General features: G+C 52.6%; 17 protein-coding genes. 16 read left to right on the top strand and 1 reads right to left on the bottom strand.

Annotated features, from left to right (window positions below; translation table 11 throughout):
- The 3 genes from AC0J1C_RS11950 to AC0J1C_RS11940 all read left to right on the top strand — a co-directional run bounded on the left by AC0J1C_RS11950 (position 1) and on the right by AC0J1C_RS11940 (position 3,880).
- Entirely contained in the window at positions 1 to 1,812 is a 1,812-nt protein-coding gene (locus tag AC0J1C_RS11950; RefSeq protein WP_473044083.1) for an O-antigen ligase family protein, read from the top strand.
- Positions 1,809 to 3,335, top strand: coding sequence for an O-antigen ligase family protein (locus AC0J1C_RS11945; RefSeq protein ID WP_473044082.1), 1,527 nt, complete (start codon positions 1,809 to 1,811; stop codon positions 3,333 to 3,335). The genes AC0J1C_RS11950 and AC0J1C_RS11945 overlap by 4 nt, the downstream gene beginning before the upstream one ends.
- A gap of 86 nt (positions 3,336 to 3,421) precedes the next feature.
- On the top strand, positions 3,422 to 3,880 hold the full coding sequence (locus AC0J1C_RS11940) for a pilin (protein ID WP_473044081.1): 459 nt from the start codon (positions 3,422 to 3,424) through the stop codon (positions 3,878 to 3,880).
- Between the two features lie 12 nt (positions 3,881 to 3,892).
- Here the strand turns inward: AC0J1C_RS11940 and AC0J1C_RS11935 are convergent, their stop codons facing one another.
- Positions 3,893 to 5,254: an MBL fold metallo-hydrolase RNA specificity domain-containing protein gene (locus tag AC0J1C_RS11935; RefSeq protein ID WP_473044079.1), complete on the bottom strand. Its 1,362-nt coding sequence runs from the start codon at positions 5,252 to 5,254 to the stop codon at positions 3,893 to 3,895.
- Between the two features lie 89 nt (positions 5,255 to 5,343).
- Between AC0J1C_RS11935 and cysQ the strand changes: the two genes are divergently transcribed.
- The 13 genes from cysQ to AC0J1C_RS11870 all read left to right on the top strand — a co-directional run bounded on the left by cysQ (position 5,344) and on the right by AC0J1C_RS11870 (position 19,474).
- A complete protein-coding gene (gene cysQ / locus AC0J1C_RS11930; RefSeq protein ID WP_473044078.1) occupies positions 5,344 to 6,120 on the top strand; it encodes a 3'(2'),5'-bisphosphate nucleotidase CysQ in 777 nt (258 codons plus the stop codon).
- Positions 6,117 to 6,599, top strand: coding sequence for a transcription/translation regulatory transformer protein RfaH (gene rfaH, locus AC0J1C_RS11925; protein ID WP_473044077.1), 483 nt, complete (start codon positions 6,117 to 6,119; stop codon positions 6,597 to 6,599). The genes cysQ and rfaH overlap by 4 nt, the downstream gene beginning before the upstream one ends.
- Positions 6,600 to 6,959: 360 nt before the next feature.
- Positions 6,960 to 8,339 carry an undecaprenyl-phosphate glucose phosphotransferase gene (locus AC0J1C_RS11920; RefSeq protein WP_473046541.1) on the top strand — a complete coding sequence of 460 codons (1,380 nt, stop codon included), beginning with the start codon at positions 6,960 to 6,962 and terminating at the stop codon, positions 8,337 to 8,339.
- Between the two features lie 16 nt (positions 8,340 to 8,355).
- Positions 8,356 to 9,837, top strand: a complete 1,482-nt coding sequence (locus AC0J1C_RS11915) for a capsule assembly Wzi family protein (protein WP_473044076.1) — start codon at positions 8,356 to 8,358, stop codon at positions 9,835 to 9,837.
- Between the two features lie 39 nt (positions 9,838 to 9,876).
- Positions 9,877 to 12,423, top strand: coding sequence for an SLBB domain-containing protein (locus tag AC0J1C_RS11910; protein ID WP_473044075.1), 2,547 nt, complete (start codon positions 9,877 to 9,879; stop codon positions 12,421 to 12,423).
- The gene (locus tag AC0J1C_RS11905) at positions 12,423 to 13,400 is read left to right on the top strand and encodes a Wzz/FepE/Etk N-terminal domain-containing protein (protein ID WP_473044074.1); all 978 of its coding nucleotides are present in this window, start codon (positions 12,423 to 12,425) and stop codon (positions 13,398 to 13,400) included. Before AC0J1C_RS11910 ends, AC0J1C_RS11905 begins: the two co-directional genes overlap by 1 nt.
- The gene (locus AC0J1C_RS11900) at positions 13,400 to 14,641 is read left to right on the top strand and encodes a lipopolysaccharide biosynthesis protein (RefSeq protein WP_473044073.1); all 1,242 of its coding nucleotides are present in this window, start codon (positions 13,400 to 13,402) and stop codon (positions 14,639 to 14,641) included. The genes AC0J1C_RS11905 and AC0J1C_RS11900 overlap by 1 nt, the downstream gene beginning before the upstream one ends.
- 39 nt (positions 14,642 to 14,680) lie before the next feature.
- Positions 14,681 to 15,679 (top strand): UDP-N-acetylglucosamine 4,6-dehydratase (inverting), encoded by a 999-nt coding sequence (gene pseB, locus AC0J1C_RS11895; RefSeq protein ID WP_473044072.1) that lies wholly within the window; start codon positions 14,681 to 14,683, stop codon positions 15,677 to 15,679.
- Positions 15,680 to 15,681: 2 nt separating this feature from the next.
- Entirely contained in the window at positions 15,682 to 16,848 is a 1,167-nt protein-coding gene (gene pseC, locus AC0J1C_RS11890; RefSeq protein WP_473044070.1) for a UDP-4-amino-4,6-dideoxy-N-acetyl-beta-L-altrosamine transaminase, read from the top strand.
- Positions 16,845 to 17,558 (top strand): pseudaminic acid cytidylyltransferase, encoded by a 714-nt coding sequence (gene pseF, locus AC0J1C_RS11885; protein ID WP_473044069.1) that lies wholly within the window; start codon positions 16,845 to 16,847, stop codon positions 17,556 to 17,558. The genes pseC and pseF overlap by 4 nt, the downstream gene beginning before the upstream one ends.
- Positions 17,555 to 18,652, top strand: coding sequence for a UDP-2,4-diacetamido-2,4,6-trideoxy-beta-L-altropyranose hydrolase (pseG, locus tag AC0J1C_RS11880; RefSeq protein ID WP_473044068.1), 1,098 nt, complete (start codon positions 17,555 to 17,557; stop codon positions 18,650 to 18,652). Before pseF ends, pseG begins: the two co-directional genes overlap by 4 nt.
- On the top strand, positions 18,652 to 19,236 hold the full coding sequence (locus tag AC0J1C_RS11875; RefSeq protein WP_473044067.1) for a hypothetical protein: 585 nt from the start codon (positions 18,652 to 18,654) through the stop codon (positions 19,234 to 19,236). Before pseG ends, AC0J1C_RS11875 begins: the two co-directional genes overlap by 1 nt.
- Positions 19,223 to 19,474: an acyl carrier protein gene (locus AC0J1C_RS11870; RefSeq protein ID WP_473044065.1), complete on the top strand. Its 252-nt coding sequence runs from the start codon at positions 19,223 to 19,225 to the stop codon at positions 19,472 to 19,474. Before AC0J1C_RS11875 ends, AC0J1C_RS11870 begins: the two co-directional genes overlap by 14 nt.
- The last annotated feature ends 6 nt before the right edge of the window (positions 19,475 to 19,480 follow it).

The raw sequence follows: 19,480 nt of genomic DNA, 5'->3' as shown, positions 1-19,480 counted from the left end.
ATGGAGATTGCTAAGGTGCTGAGATTTTTGCTGGTTCTTTTATTTTGCTTGGGATTCCTGCTGCCTTTTCATTTTTTTCCATACCAGGACCTCCCAAACAATTTGGCTGGCATGTTGGTGGCTAACATTCTTTTTTGCGCAACCTTGGTGATCTATCGAAACCAGCGGATCGCTCTTCCCGTTTCAGGATTGATGATTCTGCTGCTTGGGGTTTTGACAGTTTTTTCATCGCTGGCGCAAGGTGAATTCTTGTTCAGTGATTATTCTTATCTGATGTTTCTCCTTTCAGGCGTCTTGGTTGCTTCGGCGGCTGCGACAATACGAGAGCAGGGCGCGGAGCTCACCCCTCTTTTGGCAAGAGCTCTATATTGGATGGCCATCACCACGGCGACTTATGGGCTTCTGAGGCACTACGGCATATTAAAGTTTCTCTTACCTTGGATAACAGGTGAAACACCACGTCTGTTGGGACCATTGAATCAGGCGAACCTGACTGCTCTGGTTCTTGGGTTTGGTGTGATCTCAAGTTCTTATTTGCTGGTTACCAACCGGATGCGATGCCTCCCAGTACTATTGTCGGTGTCCTATCTGGCCATGGCTGCAGGTTTGACTGGTAGTCGGGCTTTTGTCGCTTTCGTCTCATTGATAATACTGTTGCCCTTGGCGAAGCTGATTTTGTCTCCTGCAAACTTCAGACGGGATTTATTCTCGCGGGTATTTTTTGGTCGAGGGAAACAGCTCGCTTTTACTTTGGTGACCACAATCGCGATTACCTTTCTTTTCCCCAATATTAGTCGGCCGTTAACAGATGTTCTTGTTGAATCCGGATTTATACAGCGGGATGAAGAAGAGTCTATCTCGGATCGTTTCAGGCTCACAGACAACTATAGGGCAGAAGAATGGCGAAAACTGGAGGTTTATTGGGAAGTTGGGGAAAATCCGCTTACTGGTTTCGGGCCGGGGAGATATGGTGTTTTCAGTTTTGAAGCCGACCAAGCAGTCCAAAAGCCCATCAGAATGGGAACATTATGGACGCACGGGCATAATTTGTTTGTGAATGTGTTCGTGGAATTGGGCATTTTGGGGCTATTTGCGGTGCTCTTGATTTTAGGGTACCTCCTTTTCCTGTTTTACCGATGCTCATTCAAGTCGACAGATTTTTTTGTTTTTTCTCTGCTGGGGGCGCTGCTTGTCAACAACATGGTTGAGTTTTCCTTCTGGTTTTTCAGTTTCTTCGCTCTGGCGATCATTTTGGTAGCCCAAGTAGACCGAAAAATAGGCCTCAGGTTTTCAGTAGCTGCAATTCCAGTTTCGATTGGGGTTGCTGTACTTGCTACTGCACTATTGTCCACTGCCTATGTGGCAAACGATGTTTGGGCTTCGGTTAGGGGTTTCCACAAGGTAAACCTCAGTGATGAAGAGCAATATGCTTTTTTCGATGCCAAAAGGAATCGATTCGTTGGTGGTGAAGCTTTGAAAGCCGAAATCCTAAGAGAGCAGGTGTCGTTGTTTGGGGTGAATGCTCAGATACAAGAATTGGAAAGGTATATGTCTTGGCGACCGGAAATGGTCTTCATGTTAAGACATGCGGTTCTGAGATCGATCAAAGGGCCAAAATTACAGGCCTGCGAAAGAGTAAAACAAACTGTCGGTTTTTATCCGAATTCGATTGAACGTTTGGCGGATGAACTCCTTGAAGCCAAACGCCTTGGAGCGACGTTTGATATTGCCTACATTCACGGTTGTCTGGCTGAAGGCATGATGTATTGGGTCAATCGCAGTAAGGGTGCCGACAGTCCAGGCGAAGGTTGAAAGAGCTTATGAGAAGGCTTGAATCAGGCGTCGTCGGAGGAGGCAGGGCCCGCCTGTTGATCTTGACTTTTTGCTGTTTGCTCTTAGTTGCCATGTCGCTGAGCCTTTTTGGTGGCCTTCTGCCACTACCATCAGGTGGCTATTCTGCTCAGCGCATAGCCCTTTGTTTGTTGCTGGCGGCTGTTGTCATTGTCGGGGCTGGATTGTTCATGCTCAATCCAGGATTTATGCGGCAGCACTCTTGGCCGCTAGCTTTGGTTGCTGGTGTGAGTGTATCCCTCCTCGGACATGGGGCGATATCTGAGAACCCCTTTAGGTGGGTAGAGCCAGGCCTTTACATTGGCTTTCTGCTAACAGTGGTCATCTTGGGGGGGATACTTGGGAGGGATTTGGCTCCACGTGCTTATATTGAGCCCGCAGTGTTCCTGGTGGGCGCAGGCGTTGTCGTGTATGCGGCTTTGGCGCTTATCTATGTTCTGTTCTGGCTTGCGGAGCCTCAATCGAAAATATCTGAATACCTTCCCTGGGGGTTCGTAAATATTCGTTACTGGAGTCAGCTTTTAACTTGGTTGATTCCTCTCCTTCCGCTGGCGTTGACTGCTGTGAGGCCTGCAAAGTTCCGCTTGTGGAGAGTGGCGATTATTATTGCTGGGGGAGTCTGGATCTGGATGGCGCTGCTCTCCTCGGCACGGGGCTCGCTGCTCAGTCTCGCAGCCGGAGTAGCGTTCGTATGGATTGTTTTTCGTCGCGACTCCGAACCCTGGTTGCGGCAGTTTCTTTTGTTTTTAGTGGTTGGATTAATTCTTTGGGTTTGTCTATCTATACTAGCCCCGTTGCTCCTGGGGGTCGAGGTAGGGGGGCGCGAACTCGGAACCGGGTCCTCAGGTCGCCTTATTATGTGGCAGGAAGCTTTAGCCATGAGCGGTCAGAACTTCCCGTTCGGAATGGGGCCCCAATCGTGGCTTCTACATAAACCCCTAACCGATGGCTATCAGAGTTCCAAGCCTTTTGGCCACCCCCACAACATGTATCTTATGTGGGCAGCTGAGTATGGGTGGGTGACAGTTCTGTTGCTCGCCTCGCTGCTCTTTGGTTTAGGAAGGCGAGTACTTTACGTTGCAAGACTAGGTATCTTTACAAACTCCTCAAGGGAGCATTTAGTGCTGTGTGGATTTGTTGCTTCTGTTGCTGGAGCGCTTACCCACGCCTCCATGTCCTCGGTTTTTATTGTGCCATCTTCCATGCTGGTAGGGGTGTTCGTTTTGTCGGCACTATGGGCTCTCCTTCAGGCTAGACCGAAAAGTAGCGGAAGACATTTTTCTGAAGTCCCCAGCCCGCGCAAATTCTTGGCAACAGCGGCAAGTCTCTTAGTTGCTTGCGTTGCGACTGCATGGTTAATAGGCGTTTTTCATTACCATCAGGCGATGCTAGAGGACAAGCCGCTTTACCTAGAGCAATCACCACACTCTTTTTTCCCCAGGTTTTGGTACCACGGCTATTTCCCAAGGGAATATGCACCTTAGTCGCATCTCTCACTGCTATTTAGAGTTGGCTGATGATTTGCATGTTCGTTGAAAGATACGAACTTGCGAATTGGAGTAACGGAAACATGGTAATCGATAGTCCTTGCGTTAGTCAGCGTGGTTTCACGTTGATTGAGTTAATGATCGTGGTCGCAATTCTTGGGATTATTTCTGCGAGTGCTATTGCTGTCTATCGAGAATTCGTTCCAAAAAGCCAGGTATCTCGGGTGGTTGGAGAGCTCTCGGCTTTGAAAACCGGGTTTGAAGAGCGCGTATCACAGATGGGTAGCGTCACCAATGCCAGTTTGGGTTACGTACCTTCAGATCTTACGACTGGCAATACCTCTACAAATATAAGCGTACTCAATGGTGACGGTTCAGGTCATATGCAAGTGACCCTTGGGGGCAATGCGCATCCCGCTGTGTCAGGCGTTGTCGTTCGACTTACTCGAAATGTCTCTGGTGTTTGGTCATGCGTCATAGCTCCAGGTGGCGCTGCAGACTGGAATGCGACCTACTTACCTCCAGGCTGTTCTGAGAGCTGAGGGTTGGAGGCATCAAACCTCCACCTCCTCCCCCAACTCCGGCACCTCAACATCCCACCCAAACCTATCTCGAATACGCTTACGCATAACATCGCTGGCCACCATTTCCCCGTGCGTCACATACACCTTCTCTGGCTTCAGGGTGCCTTGCTCCAGCCAGGCAAGGATTTCATTGTAATCCCCGTGGGCGGAAAGCGAGTCCAAGTTGTGGATCTCAGCCTTCACCGGCCAGTACTCCCCATGGATTTTTACGGATTCCGCGCCGCTCACCAGTGCATCCCCACGAGTTCCTGGAGCCTGGAAACCCGCAAACACAATACTGTTGCGTGGGTTGGGTAGCAGAGTTTTCAGGTGGTGCAGTACCCGCCCGCCACTGGCCATGCCGCTGGCGGAAATAATCACACAGGGGTAGCGCACGGAATCGAGCTCGATGGATTCCTCCACCGTGCGGACAAACTCCGTTTTGTCGTCGATCAGTTCGCATTGCGAGGCGTTGAGTTTGTGTTCCTTGTGGTGTTTGCAGAAGATCTCCGTCGCTTTGATGGCCATGGGGCTATTGAGAAACACCGGCAGTTTCGGGATTCGGCCTTCACCCATGATCTTGTGAATCACATACAGAAGCATCTGGGCGCGGCCCACCGCAAAGGCAGGCAGAAGAACAATGCCGCCGCGGCCGGCCGTTCGCGTGATGATGCCGGCCAACTCAGCCTCGGGGTCGATATCACTGTGGGCCCGGTCGCCGTAGGTGGATTCGCATATCAGTACATCGGCTTTTTGCAGGGGTTCGGGAGGCCTCATGATGATGTCGCTCTGGCGCCCGACATCGCCACTGAATACGACCGTTCGGGCGCTTTCGCGGTGATGAACATGCACACAGGACGAGCCGAGGATGTGTCCTGCTGGTGTAAAGGTTACCTGGAACCCTTTAACGGGCTCGAAAGTCTCGTGGTAATGCAGGGACTCGAAGTGTTTCAGCGCTTCCCGGGCGTCTTTTTCGGTGAAGAGAGGCTCGGGTTTCTCATGTTTGGAGAACTTTTTTCGGAACGCATACTTGGCGTCCTCTTCCTGGAGGAAGCCGGCATCCGGCAGCAGTACCTTGCACAGCTCGTGAGTGGCTTTTGTGCAGTAAACCTTGCCCTTGAAGCCGTTCTTCACCAGCGCGGGCAGGTAGCCGGAATGGTCTATGTGGGCGTGGGTTAATACCACCGCATCAATGGTTGCGGGGTCCACCGGAAACGGCGCCCAGTTGCGCTTTCGCAGGGTTTTTACGCCCTGGTACATGCCGCAATCCACCAGCAGACGGTGTTTGTCATCCGACAGCAGGTAGCGGGAGCCCGTAACCGTGCCAGTTCCGCCGAGGAAACGAAGTTTCATGGAGCCATCCTCATCGATGTTCGTGTGGTGAGTGCTACTATGGCTTATCATAGTTCATAACGTTTTGATCTGAGGCAGGAAACCCACCCATGCAGCTAAGCTCCATTCTTCCCGATGTGATCAGGGTAGCCGATGAAGTCAGCGACAAGGTGCTTCGCATCTACCAATCGGACTTCAAAGTCAGCTACAAGGCCGATGAATCACCGATTACGGCAGCGGATACCGCAGCCCACGACATTATCGTGCGGGGCCTTCGCGGCATTTCCCATGACATCCCCATTCTCTCGGAAGAGGGCAGTGACATCCCCTGGGACGAGCGCAAACACTGGCGCCGATTCTGGCTGGTGGATCCCATTGATGGCACCAAGGACTTCACCCAGCGCACCGGGGAGTTCACGGTCAACATTGCGTTGATTGAAGATGGTGAGCCTGCTCTGGGGGTGGTCACGGCGCCGGCATTGAAAGAGGCTTACTGGGGCGTGAAGGGTGAGGGCGCATACAAGCGGGATCGCTCAGGGAAGGTACACCGCATTGAGGTGGCAGAGCCGAGATCGGTTAAGCGCGTGATGGCAAGCAAGAATCATCTCAATCCGGAAACTCGTGAGTTCATTGAGAAGCTTGGTGAGCACGAGCTGGTGCAGGCCGGAAGTTCGCTGAAGTTTTGCCGGATAGCGGAAGGCCACGCTGATATCTATCCGCGCCTGGGGCCGACTTGCGAGTGGGATACGGGGGCCGCCCAGGCGGTGCTCATGGCAGCCGGCGGCAAGGTGCAGACACTCGAGGGCGGCCCGATCAAATACGGTAAACAAGATGTGTTAAATCCGTATTTTATCGCTGCCGGTGGCTGGTACAATCACCGCCTATGACATGGTATGCACTCCAACACAAACCCGCCCAAGGTGATCGGGCTTTTCAGCATCTCCAGAATCAAGATATTACCTGCTTTTACCCGAAAATCACGGTAGAAAAGATCAAAGCCGGCAAGCGCTCTAAAAAGCTGGAGCCACTGTTTCCGGGCTACCTGTTTGTAAAACTGGAACAAACCGATCCCAGATGGGCAAAGCTGCGCTCAACACGCGGTGTTTTAAGGATTGTCGGTTTCGCCAACGAGCCCGCCGCCGTAAGCGATGACGTTATCCGGCACATCGGGGAAAGCCTGGACACCGTAGCAGAGCAGGGCGGCATCAAGCCCGGGCAGGCTGTAGAGCTGAATGAGGGCCCATTTGAGGGCATCAGCGCCATCTTCGAGGCGTATGACGGCGAAGAGCGTGCCATCGTACTGATCAGCTTCATGCAAAAACAGCAGAGGGTTACTGTTCCGGTCTCCGCCTTGCTTAAGCCGTAAGGTATAGGTGCATTTTCAATACTTTAACAATTGTTTGCGGATCATCCCCCGGAAAATCCGGCCCCCTGGCATTTGTCACTTGCGCGTCATGAGTGTAGCCGTAAAATACGCCCGCTCTTGAAACAGAAAATTCATCCACCGACAAGGACGCTGTTGGGGTTCTGCTGTTCCCTCCTAGATTGCGCCTCCTGTCCTCTAAAAGTTCTATTTCTTAATGACCGTAAAACACTGGGCTCTGGTCAGTGGGGCGGTAGCGTGCCAGAAACCTTCATGAACGATTTTTCAAGAACCAAGTTCCACCCGTATCCGCTTACCAGGGTCCGGTTATCCCCGCCCCAGCATGAGCATCCTCTTGCACCGATGACCCGCGCACCCATCAAGTTTATTTTTTGGGGGCAGTGGGCTGTTGCGACGGCATTACAGGTCACCCTTCTGTTAATTCTGACACTCGATAAATCAGGCGACTTTCCCTCCACTTACCGAGTTCTTGCGGTGCTTTCTTCCTTGGTCGCAATCCCTCTTTGTGCACTCTACCGTGTATTCAGCACTCGCAATGGTTACCTCGTTGGCATTGCAAGGTTCGCTGCGGCTTGGGCGACACTCGTGGCAACACTGTTTTTTATTGGTTTTATCACCAAAACCAGTGAATCCTACTCCAGGGAGGTGGTTCTCCAATGGGTGGTTGGCGCTTTTCTGTTGCAGTCAACAGTGTTTGTGCCGCTGCACAATTTGGCACTACGGGTTGAGGCAAAACTGGCATTGACTCGTGTCAGCTTGGTGATTGGCTCGGGTCAGCTCGCTTACAATTTGGCCGCTAAACTACGTTACGAGCGCAGTGAAAATATGCTCGGATTCGTGGTGCTCGACGACGATCAAGACAACGAATTCGAAGAAGCGAGTTACTTTCCAACGCTCGGATATGTCAGCCAACTGCGCGATATTATTCGAACAAGTCAGGTAAACCGTGTTTATATTGCACTGCCTGCTCAGGAAACCGATCAAATAGAAGGTCTATACGTAGACCTCCTGGACGCTAATGTAGACGTCGTCTGGGTACCGGATTTCGCTAACCTGAAACTGTTGAACCACAGTATCCACAACCTGGGCGGAATGCCTGCTATTCACTTGAACGAAAGCCCCCTGACGGCATTCCCCAGCAGTGCGCTAATGAAATCGCTCATGGACAAGTCGCTAGCGCTGGTGGGTATTATCATGCTCAGCCCGGTTTTCCTCGCGTGCGCCATCGCTGTAAAGTATTCCTCCCCGGGCCCGGTACTCTTCCGCCAGAATCGCCATGGCTGGAATGGCAACATTATTGAAGTATTGAAGTTCCGTTCCATGAAGGTCCACAATGATGCGGGGGTTAAACAGGCGCAGAAGCAAGATCCCCGTGTCACCCCCATCGGCCGCTTTTTGCGGCGCTCCTCCCTCGATGAACTCCCGCAACTATTCAATGTGCTGAAAGGCGATATGTCTTTGGTTGGGCCCAGGCCACATGCTGTGGCCCACAACGATTACTACTCTGACAAGATTCTCGCCTACATGGCCCGCCATAGAATCAAGCCTGGCATCACAGGTTTGGCCCAGATCAGTGGTTACCGCGGCGAAACCGAAACACTGGATAAGATGCTGAGGCGTGTAGAGCTGGACCTTGAATATATTAACCACTGGAGCTTGTGGTTGGATGTCAAGATCCTAATAAAAACTCCGCTAACGTTGTTCTCCAATAATATTTACTGAACCGATAGGGACCGCAATGTCTGTATCCCGACTGAAAAGACTGACGATCTCAGGCGTAATACTTGCAACTTCAACTGCATCAAGTGGCGCGCCCTGGCTCGAGCCTGGTGATGCCAGAGCACGGCACTCGCTACAAAAGCTGGCCGACCGAGGGCATTACGACAAAGGCGTAACGACATGGCCTGTGATGTGGGCCGATATCGATAGCGGTGTAAGCAATTCGGTTGCCGCAGACGCAGGCGCCGTTGGCTCCCAGGCAGCTTATCTGAATTTTGAACGGGAACAGTTGGGCAGCCCGGGAGCAAGATTTGAAATTCAGGCTTCCGGCAGTACGGAAGCCACATCAATTCGTGGATTTGCCAGTCAGCCAAAGGAGAAAGGTGAGCTCTCGGTTAATCTGCAGTGGCAGGGCGAATATGTCGCGCTGGGAGTCAAGCCCAGTGTGGTGGCCAATGCCTCCGACGATGAAACCCTCAGATTAGACGGCTCATATCTCGCGGCCACCCCAGGCAACTGGGTGGTGGGTGCCGGCGCTATCGAGCGATGGTGGGGGCCTGGATGGCAATCCGCCATGGTACTCTCCACCAATGCCCGGCCCATGCCAGCGGTTTGGCTGAACCGGAAAGACACCTCGGCGCCGGAATCCGATTGGCTGAATTGGATTGGGCCCTGGAATCTCACAGTCTTCGCCGGCGAGATGGAAGAGGAAAGAATCGTTTCCGATATTAGGCTGGTAGGTATGCGCCTCAACCTGCGCCCGATTCAGGGCCTGGATCTTGGTTTTACGCGAGCAATCATGTTCGGTGGGGAAGGCTACCCCGGAGGCTTCTCCACCTTCTGGGATGCCTTCATCGGAAATGACAACTCCTACGACGGGTCTGATCCAGGTAACCAGATTGGCGCAATCGACATCCGCTACGGCTTCCCGGTGGGGGGGCAGTCAATGAGTCTCTACATGGAGATGATGGGTGAGGACGAGGCCGGATACATCCCGTCACGGAAATCCTGGTTGTTTGGAGTCGACTGGACCAGTCAGCTCCTGGGCGCAGACCAGCAATGGTTCTTCGAATTCACCAATACGCTTGCAGACGACATAGTGGGCGACGCCATTCCAAACTACGCCTACAGCCATTTTCGCTATAAAACCGGTTACCAATACTACGGACGTAATATGGGATCCACCTTCGATGGAGATGCTGAGGCGCTGACGGCTGGCCTGTTTCATTTCCTGCCCGATGGTAGTAACGTCTCGCTGGCGCTGACCTACGCAGACCTCAATAACGATGGAGGTAACCGCGTTTCTCAGCCAGATAATGATATCTTTTACTTCGTCCCGGACGGCGCCCAGAAAGTGGCTATTGTCAAAGCCGGGTACGGGACCGAAGTACTTAAAGGTTGGCTGGACCTTAACCTGCACGCCACCGATAAAAAAATCGAGCTTTTAGGTGGTGAACAAGACCAGTGGGCCGCCAGTGCAAGCTGGACCTACAGATTCTAAAACTCCGCGATACAAACTCAGAAACGGAATTACGTAACCGTGAACCTGAAAAAACGCCTGCTTATCTTCGCACTGCTGCTGCCCATGGTGGCTGCGGCCCAGTCGATTACGCCCGCTCAAGTTGAACAGTTTAAGAGCCTGCCCAAAGCCCAGCAGGAGGCGCTTGCAAGGCAATATGGCGTAGACCTGAACGCATTGACTGGCGGCAATACAGCTGCCGACCGACCACAACCGGTTCAAGTGGTTGAGCCAGTTAGCCAGATCACCGATCAGGAACGCGACAAGGCGTTGGCAGAACAGGCCGAGGAACAAAAAACAGCGGAGAAGAACAATGGCCTCAAGCCCTTTGGCTACGATCTGTTTGCTGGAGACCCCAGCACCTTTGCTCCGGTAACGGAGATCCCGGTGCCTGCAGACTATACGATGGGTCCTGGAGATGTGCTTCGCATTCAACTATGGGGTAAGGAAAATCAGAATCTTGAGCTTCCCGTAAGCCGGGATGGCACCATCAGCTTTCCCGATTCCGGCCCCCTGAGTGTGGCAGGTCTGAGCTTTGATGAAGCCCGGGCGCAAATCAGAAAGCGGGCCTCAGAACAGTACATTGGTGTACAGGCCAGTGTCTCACTGGGTGAACTGCGAAGCATGAGAGTTTTTGTTCTCGGAGAGGCAAGAAACCCGGGTTCGTACACCGTCAGTTCGCTATCTACCATCACCAATGCACTGTATGTGTCTGGCGGTATCAAACAAACCGGCTCCCTCAGAAACGTGCAGCACAAGCGCGATGGTAGATTACTGGGCGCTCTGGATTTGTACGAACTTTTGCTGAAAGGTGACAGCCGAAATGACAACCGCCTTCAGGCAGGAGACGTTATCTTCATCCCGCCAGTGGGAAAACGAGTCGGTATCGAGGGTGAAGTGTATCGGCCAGCGCTCTATGAGCTGGATGGTGAAAACACCTTGTCACAACTGGTCAGTATGGCCGGCGGTCTCACGCCTCAGGCCTACCCGCAACGCATTAACATAGAGCGAACAAACGAAGACTTTCTGCGCATCATCGCGGAGGCTGACTACACCAGCCAAAACGGCCGGAAAGCCAATATCCAGGCAGGCGACAGAATTACCATTCCCTCCATAGCAGACATTACCGGTCAGTACGTAGAAGTTCAGGGAGCGGCAGTCAGAACCGGCAAGTTCGCCTGGGTTCCTGGTATGCGTGTAAGCTCCCTGATCAAGAATTTGGACGCAGATCTGTCTCCTGTGGCCGACAAAAAATACGCCGCGGTTGTTCGCACAGACCCTGAAAATGACACCATATCTGTGCTGAACCTGCAGCTGAGGGAAGTCGTGCGTAACCCTGGTGGCCAGCAGGATCTCCAGCTGCAAGAAAAAGACCGATTGCTGTTTTTCTCAGACGCGGGAAAAATTGATATCGAAAGCGACGCGGATCTGGCGAATCAACCGGAGAGCAAAGCAAAAGTCGACGAAGTGCCTGCCAGTGATACCTTCACGCGCGAAAATTTATTTGAACCTGTGATCCAGCGACTGAAGGCCCAGGCCAGCCCGGCCCAGCCGCAGCAAACCATTGCGATCAGTGGTCCGGTGCGATACCCCGGTGAGTACCCCCTGCCTGCTACCCAAAGGCTGGAAGATGCCATTTTTGTGGCAGGTGGCCTGAAAGACTCGGCGTCGCTCTACCAAGCCGAGATAGCCCGTTACACCGTAGATGAGGACGGCGTGGGCCAAACGCGCATTCTTAACGTGAACCTGTCGGATGCCATGGCAGGTAGAGGCAATATCGAATTGCAAAGCCGCGACAGGGTACTGATCAAGTCCATTCCCGAGTTCGCCAAAACACGCACCATTGAACTCAAAGGAGAAGTCCGTTATCCGGGTATCTACACCTTCCGTGATGGCGAAACCCTCAAAGACGTACTCCAACGCGCCGGTGGTTTGACAGAGAATGCATTCCCTCGCGGAGCCGTGTTTACACGAGAAAAACTGCGTCAATTGGAAGCTCAGCGCCTGCGCGAAGCCGAAGAGCGCCTGCAGGGCGATTTGCTAGGCGTACAGCTAGAGGGTGACAACTTCGGCGGCCAAACCTCGCAGCGTATCCAGCAAGTTGAAGACCTCTTGGAGGATGTCCAGAACAGCCGCCCGGTTGGGCGAATGGTCATTGATCTTGCGGCTGTTGTAAGCGATGAAAACTATCAGCCGATTCGCCTGCAAGAAGGCGATAGCCTGACCATACCCACGATTCCCCAGGCGGTTTCTGTCTTCGGGGAAGTTCAATTCCCCACCAGTCATCTGCACCAGCCCGGCTTGACAGTGGATGACTATCTTGAGCGTTCCGGTGGTCCCACCCGGCAAGCAGATGAAGACCGTATTTATGTGGTCAAAGCCGATGGCTCCGTTATGCTTCCGGAGCGCAGCCGCTGGTTTGGTGGTCGAAGCCAGCAGCTGCAACCGGGCGACACTATCATTATGCCGATTGATGTAGACCGCCTGAATCAGCTTGAACTCTGGACCAACGTGAGCCAGATCGTTTACCAGATGGCGCTGGGCGCCGCGGCAGTAGGAAACCTCTGATGAACGAAACAGCGCCACAACCGACTTATTACCCAGACGATGAAATCGACCTGCGGGAACTGTTCGCCACTCTGTGGCGAGGCAAATGGATAATAATTCTGACGACAGTTGTGTTCGCGGCTGCAGGCGTTGGCTACGCGCTCTACAAACCCAATATCTACCAGTCCAGCGTACTGGTGGCGCCGACCCAGGACGAGGGCGGTGGCCTCAGCGGCCTCGCAAGTCAATTTGGAGGGTTGGCGAGCCTTGCTGGTATTAATCTGGGTGGCGGAAACTCGAATCAGACCGTTATTGCCAAAGAAGTGCTGCAGTCGCGTGCCTTCCTTTCCAGTTTTTTCCGTCGCCATGACTTGGAAATTCCGTTAATGGCCGTGGAAGGTTGGAATAAGAAGACCGGGGACTGGGTGTACGACCGAGACAAGTACAATCCCGAAACGGGCGAATGGCTGCCTGACAGCGATGGTGACAGCTATAAACCTACCGATTGGGACATGGTAGAAGCCTTCCGGGAAGACCACTTCAGTGTTGGCGAAGCCAAAGACACCGGTATGATTACGGTGAGCGTGAAACACTATTCCCCTGTTCTGGCAAAGGAGTGGGCGGAAAAGCTGGTGCAAGATATCAACGAACACATGCGTAAGCAGGATGTGGAAGAAGCAGAAGCCCGGATAGCGTACCTCGAGCAAAAGCTGGACGAAACCAACATTGCGGGCATGCAGCAAGTGTTCTACCAGCTCATCGAGAATGAAACCCGTACAGTGATGTTGGCCAATGCCCAGAAAGAGTATGTGTTTAAAACGGTCGACCCCGCGGTTGTGGCGGAGGAAAAGGCAGAACCGAAGCGGGCGCTCATCTGCGTAATTGCAACGCTTCTGGGTGGCATGCTCGGGGTATTTATTGTGTTTATCAGAGTGTTTATCAGAGGTTCCGATGGTGAGAGCTCTAGCCAGAACAATACCGGCGATACATCCGCGTAATGAAGCAGCTGGTCATCAGGCTCACCAATCTCGGCCTGCGGGGCACTACCTTAGTCAGCAAATTTCTGCTGATTTTCATGCTGGCGAGGTTTTTGGAGCCCGCCGAGCTGGGCTTATTCGGCCTGCTGACGGTTACCATCAGTTATGCGCTCTATTTTCTGGGCTTTGATTTCTACATCTTCACTACGCGAGAGATCCTGAAAGCAGAGCCTGAAAATCGAGGCCAATTGCTCAAAAGCCAGGTTGCTCTCAGCCTGATTTTGTACGCGGTGTTTCTGCCGCTCACAGTTGGTTTGTTCGCCCTGGAACTGCTCCCTTGGTGGTTACTTCCATGGTTCCTGGCCATTCTGGTATTGGAACATATAACCCAGGAGCTGAACCGTCTTCTGGTGGCGCTGCAACGGCAACTCGTCGCTAGTTGGGTTTTGTTCTTTCGTGCTGGCGCTTGGTGTGTGGCAGTAGTTGCCGTTATGTTCCTCAATGAGCCCAGCCAGGAACTGCCAACCGTACTTACCGGTTGGATAGTCGGCAGTAGTATCGGGATGTTGATTGGTGTTGCCGTTTTATGGCGAATACCGATGGGTGGATGGCTTCAAAGTGTAGATTGGGGGTGGCTGAAAAAAGGCCTGAAGATTGCGATTCCCATGCTGATTGCCACACTTGCATTGCGTGGCATCTACACCGTGGATCGGTACTGGTTTGAAGCCCTCGCAGGGCTGGATGTGCTCGGGGCGTACGTGCTTTTTATTGGTATGTGCATGGCGTTGCTGGGCTTTATGGATGCGGGCGTGTTTACTTTCCTATACCCGGCTATGATCGCCGCCCATGCCAACAACAATGCCGCAGAATTCCGGAAAAAGTACCACCAGATGGCCTGGCAGACGGTAGCCCTTACCGCGCTGTTCTCTGCGTGCGCGTGGCTGGCGGCCATGCCGTTACTTCAGTGGCTGGATAAACCGCTTTATCTTGAGCGTATTGACCTGTTTGCCTGGCTGCTTCTCTCCACCGGTCTGTTCGTTGTCGGCATGATCCCGCATTATGGCTTGTACGCCAGGGGCAAAGACAAGGCGCTGATTATTGCCCACATCGTCGGATTCGTGGTTTTCCTGGCCAGTACTGCTGCCCTGGCGCCGATAGTCGGAGAACTAGCAGTGCCTTTTGGGCTGATTTCCGCCTTCGCATTTATGCTGGTCTGGAAAACCTTCCAGTTCTACCGATTAACACCCGCCGACTGGCGGTGATACCATTCATCTTTAAAGTAAAACCCAGAGAAAGTGACTATGCTCGAAAATTCCACCATCCTCGTCACCGGCGGCACCGGCTCCTTCGGCCATAAATTCATTCCAATGACCCTGGAAAAGTACAACCCCAAGAAAATCATCGTGTTTTCCCGGGATGAAATGAAGCAGTGGGAGATGGCGAAGTTGTTCCAGGGCGACGACCGCCTGCGCTTCTTTATTGGTGATGTCCGGGACAGAGACCGCTTATATCGGGCGCTGGATGGTGTGGACTACGTAGTGCATGCAGCCGCCACCAAAATTGTACCCACCGCCGAGTACAACCCGTTCGAGTGCGTTAAGACCAACATCCACGGCGCCATGAACCTGATCGACGCCGCCATCGATAAAGGCATCAAGGGCGTTGTGGCTCTCTCCACCGATAAAGCCAGTAGCCCAATCAATCTGTACGGTGCCACCAAACTGGCTTCTGACAAGCTGTTTGTTGCAGGTAACTCCTACGCCGGTGGCCACCAAACCAAGTTCTCCGTGGTACGGTATGGCAACGTAATGGGTTCCCGCGGCTCAGTTATCCCGTTTTTTATGTCTATCAAAGACAAAGGCGTACTGCCCATTACCGACCCCCGTATGACTCGTTTCATGATCAGCCTGGAGCAGGGCGTGGAGCTGGTATGGCATGCCTTTGAAGACATGGTGGGCGGCGAGATCTACGTGAAGAAAATTCCGTCTATGAAAATGACGGATCTGGCCCGCGTTGTCGCCCCAGACGCCGAGCAGGAAATCGTAGGCATCCGCCCGGGCGAGAAACTGCATGAGCAGATGATTGGCGCCGAGGATTCTTACTTCACCTACGAGTACCCTGAGCACTTCAAGATCCTGCCCAACATCAATGATTGGGGAACCTGCAAAGAGCGCATCAAAGACGGTAAGCCAGTGCCCGAGGGCTTTGTGTACGCCAGTGATAACAACACCGAATGGATGACAGACGAAGAGCTGCAATCCTGGATTGATCGCCACAACAGCGAAATTGGCAAGATCTGACCATGATTCCCTACGGTAAGCAGGACATTAACCAGGCGGATATCGATGCGGTACTAGAGGTGCTGAAGTCAGACTTCCTGACTCAGGGCCCGATGGTGCCTAAGTTTGAACAGGCAGTGGCAAACCACGTGGGGGCCAACCATGCGTTGGCGGTAAACAGCGCCACATCTGCGTTGCACATTGCCTGCCTGGCATTGGGCCTTGGGGAGCGCGACTGGCTATGGACCACGCCTGTTACCTTTGTAGCCTCCGCTAACTGCGGGTTGTATTGTGGTGCGCAGGTCGATTTTGTGGATATTGACCCACAAACTTACAACCTGTGCCCGGTTGCGCTTAAGAAAAAGCTTGAACAGGCAAAGCAGGAAGACCGTTTGCCGAAAGTGGTGGTGGCAGTTCACTTGTGCGGCCAGCCGTGCAACATGGAAGCGATTGGTACTCTCGCAAAAGAGTACGGCTTCAAGGTAATTGAAGACGCATCCCACGCGATTGGCGGCAAATATCAGGGCGAGTTCATCGGCAACTGCCGCTACAGTGACATAACCGTATTTAGCTTCCACCCAGTCAAGATTGTGACCACTGCCGAAGGCGGTATGGCGGTAACGAACGATGCTGAGTTAGCGGAAAAGATGAACCTGCTGCGCAGCCACGGCATTACCCGAGACCCAGCCTTGATGACCCATGAACCTGACGGGCCCTGGTATTATCAGCAAGTGGATCTGGGCTTTAATTACCGGATGACAGAGCTTCAAGCCGCGTTGGGCGTAAGCCAGATGCAGCGGTTGGACGATTTCGTAGCTCGGCGCCATGAACTTGCAGCGCGCTATGACCAGCTCTTGGGCGCGCTGCCGCTGACACTTCCCTGGCAGCATCCCGACAGCTACAGCGGGCTTCATCTCTATGTAATTCGATTGCAGTTGTCGCAAACCCATCTGAGCCATCGGGAAGTCTTTGAGGGTTTGAGAGAGCGGGGCATTGGCGTAAATCTGCACTATATCCCTGTGCACACGCAGCCGTATTACCAACAGATGGGCTTTAAGGAAGATGATTTTCCGAACTCAATGGCCTACTACCGAGAGGCTATCAGTATCCCTATGTTCCATGGGCTCACCTTTGAAGAGCAGGATAGGGTAGTTTCGGTTATAGAAGAGATTCTGGGTAACGTAAAATGACATCTGCAAAGCGTGTTGCGGTTATTCCTGCCCGGGGTGGAAGCAAACGAATCCCCCGCAAAAATATCCGGGATTTCTGTGGTAAACCGATGATTGCCTGGCCGATTGAGGCCGCGATGGAAAGCGGATGTTTCGACCGAATTATCGTATCCACAGATGACCGCGAAATTTCTGAGCTAGCGATGCAGTTTGGCGCAGAAGTACCCTTTGTGCGGCCAGCAGAGCTTTCCAATGATTACGCCGGGACTTTGCCGGTCATTCGGCACGCCGTGGACTGGCTGCAGCGGAACGGCGAGCAGATTGAATATGCCTGTTGCATCTACGCAACGGCCCCGTTTATCTCCTCAGAGGATATCCAGCGAGGCCTGTCGCTGATTCGGATGGAGAGAGCAAATTATGCATTCTCTGTAACAAGTTACGCTTTCCCAATCCAGCGGGCTATCCGGATTACCGAACGTGGCCGCGTGGCTATGTTCCATCCAGAACACTTCCATACCCGTTCGCAGGATTTGGAGGAGGCATGGCACGATGCCGGTCAGTTCTACTGGGGTGCGGCTGAGGCATGGCTTGAGGAGCGTGCGGTATTCTCAGAGGGCTCTGCTCCCGTAATGCTCCCCCGCCATAGGGTGCAGGATATTGACACCCCTGAGGATTGGAGCAGGGCAGAGTGGATGTTTCGTGCCATGCAGAACGCAAAGGCTAACGAATGAAGGTCGTCTTTCGAACCGATGCCTCCATCCGGATTGGGACTGGCCATGTAATGAGGTGCCTGACACTGGCCGAAGAGCTTCGTCGACAAGGGCACACTTGCAGTTTTGTATGCCGTGACCTTCAAGGCCACATGGGGCCTGTAATTTCAGATAGAGGCTTTGGTGTTGAATTATTGAAAGCGCCTGTCAGCGGAGATCTGGACCAGTTGGACAAGGGGATTCCTCATGCACCGTTGTTGGGAGTTCCGTGGCAACTGGATGCTTCCGGGACGCGCGCTGCGCTTGATCGTCTGGATCCGGACTGGTTGATAGTTGACCACTATGCGCTGGACGCTCAGTGGGAGCGATATACGGCCTTAGCAACAAAGAAAACAATGGTGATTGATGACTTGGCAGATCGTTCCCATCACGCCGACGTTCTTCTCGATCAAAATGCGGTCAGTCTGGATACGCGAGAGCGCTATTTCGCCAGAATAAACCCTGATTGCCGTTTGCTTTTGGGGCCGCATTTCGCTCTTTTGGGGAGTGACTATGCTTCGTGTGCGAAAGCTCTCCCTCGGAGAGACGGAACCATATCCAGAGTTTTGGTTTTTGTTGGTGGAAGTGATCCATACCATTTAACGGAAACTTATCTGGAAGTCCTTAAACGGGAGGAGTTTGCTTCACTCTCGGTTGATGTTGTTATTGGCCGGAATCATCCCTCTCCCGAAAATGTCGAGGGCCTCGTTAAGAACAGAGCGAAGGCGAGGCTCTACTCTGAGTTGCCAACTCTCTCTGCACTGATGATCCGAGCGGACTTAATGCTAGGTGCCGGTGGTTCGACCAATTGGGAGCGAATGTGTCTCGGTTTAAATTCTATTGTTGTAAGTGTTGCGCCGAATCAGGACCAGGTTAACCATGAATTGCAGAGCAAAGGACTGATAAAGTTTTTAGGCAAAGCTGAGAACGTTCATCCTGAAACGATAGCTACTGCCTTGCAGGAGCAGGTAGAGAATCCCGCAATGATGGAGACCAGGGCTGAAAAAATGCGTGCATTGGTTGATGGGCAGGGTTGTAAGCGCGTTGTTCAAACACTTACGGATCAGGTTGCTTGATGAATTGTTTTAAATTAGTTCCGTTCAATCCAGAGAATACTGAAAGTGTGCTGGCGTGGCGGAACTCCGAGCGTATCAGGTTAAATATGCTGGATGACTCCACTATAGCTAATGACGATCACGGCAGATTCTTACGGGCTCTGGATACAGATGACTCACGGGCGTACTTTGTCGTTGAGTTAAGAGATACACCGGTTGCAGCCATATACTTTACAGGGCTTGGCGGGAAAGAAGTGACCTGGGGTTGTTATATTGGCAGTGAAAAAGCGATACCTGGTTTGTTCGTGGGGCTAGTCATTATTGCGATCAAATACTCTTTTAGCTTCCCCGCGACCGAGAGCATGCGAAGCGAGGTCGCTTCTCATAACGCCAACCCTATAAAACTGAATCGGTTTCTTGGCATTCCGGAGACAGGTAAGATTTTGCGCTCTACCTCGAGCGGCAGGGAGGTAGAGTTCATCGAATACCGGCTTGTTGCCGGGACCATAGAACCTGTTCTCAACAAAGCGACAAAAGTTATCCCGAGTTCCATTAGAACAGCATGTGAAAATTTAAAAATTGGAGAACTAGATGCAAGTACGTGAAGTTATTCTTGAGCTGTTTGATGAGGCGCTAGAATCGACGGAATCATCGTTACGATGTGGGGAATTAACTGATGACACAGTACTTCTCAATAGCGGTCTCGATTCATTAGGTTTTGCAATCCTCGTCGCAAGGTTAGAAGAAGAGTTGGGGTTTGATCCCTTTGTGGAAATGGAAGAGGCTGTGTATCCCACAACATTCGGTGAGTTCGTCGCCATTTATGAGAATCGGGCTAAGTAGGTTCAA

Source organism: Marinobacter sp. E2, from assembly GCF_055755345.1.
This window is presented reverse-complemented; position numbering and strand designations above follow the sequence as displayed.

Excerpts from the sequence above, each read along its gene's own strand:
- AC0J1C_RS11950 (WP_473044083.1), top strand. The coding sequence starts at position 1 with ATGGAGATTGCTAAGGTGCTGAGATTTTTGCTGGTTCTTTTATTTTGC.
- AC0J1C_RS11940 (WP_473044081.1), top strand. The coding sequence starts at position 3,422 with ATGGTAATCGATAGTCCTTGCGTTAGTCAGCGTGGTTTCACGTTGATT.
- AC0J1C_RS11935 (WP_473044079.1), bottom strand. The coding sequence starts at position 5,254 with ATGAAACTTCGTTTCCTCGGCGGAACTGGCACGGTTACGGGCTCCCGC.
- cysQ (WP_473044078.1), top strand. The coding sequence starts at position 5,344 with ATGCAGCTAAGCTCCATTCTTCCCGATGTGATCAGGGTAGCCGATGAA.
- rfaH (WP_473044077.1), top strand. The coding sequence starts at position 6,117 with ATGACATGGTATGCACTCCAACACAAACCCGCCCAAGGTGATCGGGCT.
- AC0J1C_RS11920 (WP_473046541.1), top strand. The coding sequence starts at position 6,960 with ATGACCCGCGCACCCATCAAGTTTATTTTTTGGGGGCAGTGGGCTGTT.
- AC0J1C_RS11915 (WP_473044076.1), top strand. The coding sequence starts at position 8,356 with ATGTCTGTATCCCGACTGAAAAGACTGACGATCTCAGGCGTAATACTT.
- AC0J1C_RS11905 (WP_473044074.1), top strand. The coding sequence starts at position 12,423 with ATGAACGAAACAGCGCCACAACCGACTTATTACCCAGACGATGAAATC.
- AC0J1C_RS11900 (WP_473044073.1), top strand. The coding sequence starts at position 13,400 with ATGAAGCAGCTGGTCATCAGGCTCACCAATCTCGGCCTGCGGGGCACT.
- pseB (WP_473044072.1), top strand. The coding sequence starts at position 14,681 with ATGCTCGAAAATTCCACCATCCTCGTCACCGGCGGCACCGGCTCCTTC.
- pseC (WP_473044070.1), top strand. The coding sequence starts at position 15,682 with ATGATTCCCTACGGTAAGCAGGACATTAACCAGGCGGATATCGATGCG.
- pseF (WP_473044069.1), top strand. The coding sequence starts at position 16,845 with ATGACATCTGCAAAGCGTGTTGCGGTTATTCCTGCCCGGGGTGGAAGC.
- pseG (WP_473044068.1), top strand. The coding sequence starts at position 17,555 with ATGAAGGTCGTCTTTCGAACCGATGCCTCCATCCGGATTGGGACTGGC.
- AC0J1C_RS11875 (WP_473044067.1), top strand. The coding sequence starts at position 18,652 with ATGAATTGTTTTAAATTAGTTCCGTTCAATCCAGAGAATACTGAAAGT.
- AC0J1C_RS11870 (WP_473044065.1), top strand. The coding sequence starts at position 19,223 with ATGCAAGTACGTGAAGTTATTCTTGAGCTGTTTGATGAGGCGCTAGAA.